The following is a 2,722-nucleotide window of genomic DNA, read 5'->3' on the forward strand; positions in this document are numbered from 1 at the left end:
TTGATATTGATGATGTTGTGGTTGACTAAATTATATCAAGCGAACAAAGGCCTTGTGCTTTTTTATTGGCTAAACTATTGAATTTTCAAGGTACAAGCCCACTTTTGCAAGTGGGAAGTTTAAGTAAGAAAGAAAAATAAGATGTTCGTTGACAGTGCTGATCGAACACCACACTACAGCTTGAGAAAGCTGTCCGTTGGTGTAGCGTCAGTTCTGCTTTCAACCACGTTATGGATGGGTGCTAATGGTTCTGTAGCACATGCTGATACGATTAACGGCGCAACTGTTACCGTAAATGCAAGCAGCAGTGCTGAGAATAAGTCAGATTCATCAAAGACACAAATGGCTTCTAAGGATCAAAAGCAAGCTCAAACTCCCGAGTCAACTAGCCAAGCTTCCGTAGCAAGTGCTGAAAATCAGAACGGGGAAACTCAGAGGGGGCAAGTACAAGAAGGCAGCAGAGCCAATGCTGGAGTGCAAACGGCAACTGCAAACGATGCGCATGCGCAAGCGGGCATGACAAAGCAAGAACCTGCTGCTCCAAGTCAGCAAACTGCTTCGCAAGCTAAAGTTTCAGCCCCAGCGTCAGCGGAAGAACAAGCTTCAACTGCTGAACAAGCTACTGCTGTAGCGACTGAAGGTCAAACGAATGGTTCTGCAAATGCCGATACAGATGCCACTACTAAAGCAAAGAAGGATTTGGCAAATCCTAAAGCAAAAAGCTCTGATGCTGCTGAAGACGCCAAGAACGAATCTACGACTACCCTTGGCGTAAGCCAAGCCTTTAAGCCGTCCACTGTGGCAGCGCTCAACAAGAAGATGGTTATGGCAAGTCTGGCTGGTACTGCTTCAGCTGGCAGTGAAAGCAAGAGCGACGACTTGAAGTCCTACAAGACTACGATTACGAGTCTTATCAACCGGGCGCACCAAGATGGACTGACCGTTACCAAAAAAGAAGACGAGACCCACACTATCAAGAAAGAAGCATTGGATGATCTGGACAAGCAGGTAGCGGACATTCAAGGCAAGGTGACCAAGTACGAAGCCGACAAGGCGGCTTATGACGCGGCCATGAAGGTCTATAGCCAAGACATGGACAAGTGGGAAACTGCTCAAAAATCTTCCGACCCGCATATGGTCAAGGGAATTTCACAGGCCCTGTCATTTGCCAATGAACACGATGCTTCGCTTGAAGTTACTTCCGGAAGCGACCAGCCGCTCCACTTCATTAAGTCCAGTGCTTGGCTGGGCAAGGAAGGCGAGGGCGTATATGCTGATGGCATAACGAATGGTGGCAACATTTCCAAGTCATTCAGCGATTCCGACACTTCCTACTACCAGGGTGAAGGGACAGGCAAGGACATCAAGGACAGCAAGGGCTGGGGCAAGACCTACACTGGCATTCGGCTTAAGGTAGGCGAAAGTGCCGTTGCCCGCTACACGGGACTGAAGAATTCCGTCTACATTGACAAACATAACGTCTTACACAAGCTGAGCAAGGCTCAGGTCAAGTACACGCTAAATAAAACCACGGCAGACGATGGAACTGCCAATATCTTCCTGTCCAACAGCCCTAATATTGCTTTGTGGTATGGGGCAGCTGGTAGTCAGATCAATGGCCGCAATGGCCGCGTTGACCTGACTGTTGACCTGACCTTCTACGACGAAAACGGGAAAGAAATTACCCTGGGCAAGGACAGCAACGTATGGCTTGACATGAGCAGCCTTAACAACGGCACCACCAAGATTGAATACTTCGATCCAAACGGCAACACCACCATGCGAATTCCTGGATCAACCATTAAACAGCTCGGTGACGACTGGCAGGCCAAGGACAATAACGAAGTGCACCCTCCTGCTCCTGCTGGCTGGGACAATCCAAATTCAGCCGACCGCTACTACGGAGCGGCCATTATGGAGCTTGAAGGCAATTCCTTCCATATTGGTCAGAAGATTATCAAGTATAATCCGAAGCTTACCGACTCACGCAATGTCTATAGCTGGTTTGCACTTGACTCCCGCTTGGCCACTGCCTACAAGCCAGTTGAGCCGAAAGCACCTGAGAAGCCAGATATTGCTTGGCATGAAGTTATCTACAAGCTGAACCATACTGTCAAGCGGACCATTCACTACGTGGTCAAGGGCGGCACCGTCCAAGCGCCTGCCGACCGGGTTGACCAGCTGAGCTTCACCGAGACCAAGAACCTGGCAACCGGCGATGAAAGCTGGTCCGGCAACCAAGACTTCAAGGACGTGACCAGCCCAGTGCTCAAGGACTACAACGTTGACCGCCCGGTGGTATCCAACAAGAATATTGCGCATGACCACGCGGACATCGTTGAAACGGTCACCTACACGCCAGCCACCCAGGTCTTGAACCATACTGTCAAGCGGACCATTCACTACGTGGTCAAGGGCGGCACCGTCCAAGCGCCTGCCGACCGGGTTGACCAGCTGAGCTTCACCGAGACCAAGAACCTGGCAACCGGCGATGAAAGCTGGTCCGGCAACCAAGACTTCAAGGACGTGACCAGCCCAGTGCTCAAGGACTACAACGTTGACCGCCCGGTGGTATCCAACAAGAATATTGCGCATGACCACGCGGACATCGTTGAAACGGTCACCTACACGCCAGCCACCCAGGTCTTGAACCATACTGTCAAGCGGACCATTCACTACGTGGTCAAGGGCGGCACCGTCCAAGCGCCTGCCGACCGGGTTG

At 51.0% G+C, this 2,722-nt stretch carries 1 protein-coding gene and 1 pseudogene; both read left to right on the forward strand.

Translation table 11 applies throughout. The features are described from left to right. Nucleotides 1–141 precede the first annotated feature (141 nt). Nucleotides 142–243: pseudogene (locus FYJ62_RS11090) on the forward strand (YSIRK-type signal peptide-containing protein); the annotation flags it as partial. Between the two features lie 273 nt (nucleotides 244–516). Then, the coding region (locus tag FYJ62_RS10335) for a GbpC/Spa domain-containing protein (protein WP_229771906.1) at nucleotides 517–2,722 on the forward strand (2,206 nt) is incomplete at its 3' end.

Source organism: Lactobacillus porci (assembly GCF_009695985.1).
Taxonomy (GTDB): domain Bacteria; phylum Bacillota; class Bacilli; order Lactobacillales; family Lactobacillaceae; genus Lactobacillus; species Lactobacillus absianus.